The organism is Seonamhaeicola marinus (genome assembly GCF_008085455.1).
Genome location: NZ_VSDQ01000225.1, coordinates 1 through 705 on the forward strand (window position 1 = coordinate 1; position 705 = coordinate 705).

At 30.1% G+C, this 705-nt stretch carries 2 protein-coding genes; both read right to left on the reverse strand.

Annotation, left to right across the window (positions count from 1 at the left end):
* On the reverse strand, nt 1–279 hold a 279-nt coding region (locus FUA24_RS03140; protein WP_222861307.1), incomplete at its 3' end, for a hypothetical protein.
* A 142-nt stretch (nt 280–421) separates the two neighbouring features.
* Nucleotides 422–705: mechanosensitive ion channel domain-containing protein (locus tag FUA24_RS03145; RefSeq protein WP_148540019.1), on the reverse strand; the 284-nt coding region annotated here is incomplete at its 5' end.

The following is a 705-nucleotide window of genomic DNA, read 5'->3' on the forward strand; positions in this document are numbered from 1 at the left end:
AATAAAATCTTCAACATTTATAGTTTTAAGTAATGCTATATTGAATGGCGAACGCACTAAAGGCTTATAGTTACTTTGCATAAAAAGCTCTAAAAAGCTATTATTACTTTTTTTGGCAACGCGCCAAACCTCAGCATCGGTCATTTCAAAATCTTGTATTGCTTGAGGCTGTTCAAAGTTTTGGGCATACACTAGTTTATAATTTGAAGGTATAGTTGCCTGTGCATGTGCCGTAAAACAAGCTATTAAAACTAAAATTAAAGATGTAGTAAACTTCATTTGAAACAATTTTATGGTTTATGAAATTAATGTTTTATGTGAAGAAATAAAAAAATCCCCCTCTAAATTAATAGAGAGGGAATTATAGAGAGTCTTTCAAATTACAAAAAGTAACCAACCAAATTTTAACCCTAACTTAAAGCTATTTTTGCACTTTTACTTGACTCTCTGTAATATCTTTTATTGGTATTATTAATTTACCTTCGGGTGTTTTTAAAGTAATACACATATTATCTATGGCCTCAACTTCACCCTTAATATCTTTAAATTCAATTATTTGACCAACCTCATACGTTTTACGGGCATAAAATGTTTTTAATAAATCGCCCACAACTTTTTGAGCGCCTAAACCAAACGCTAATGCAAAAGCAAATAATAATGCACCTAATATTAACGTTAAATTGCTGGTTATTATTTCGGTATCAA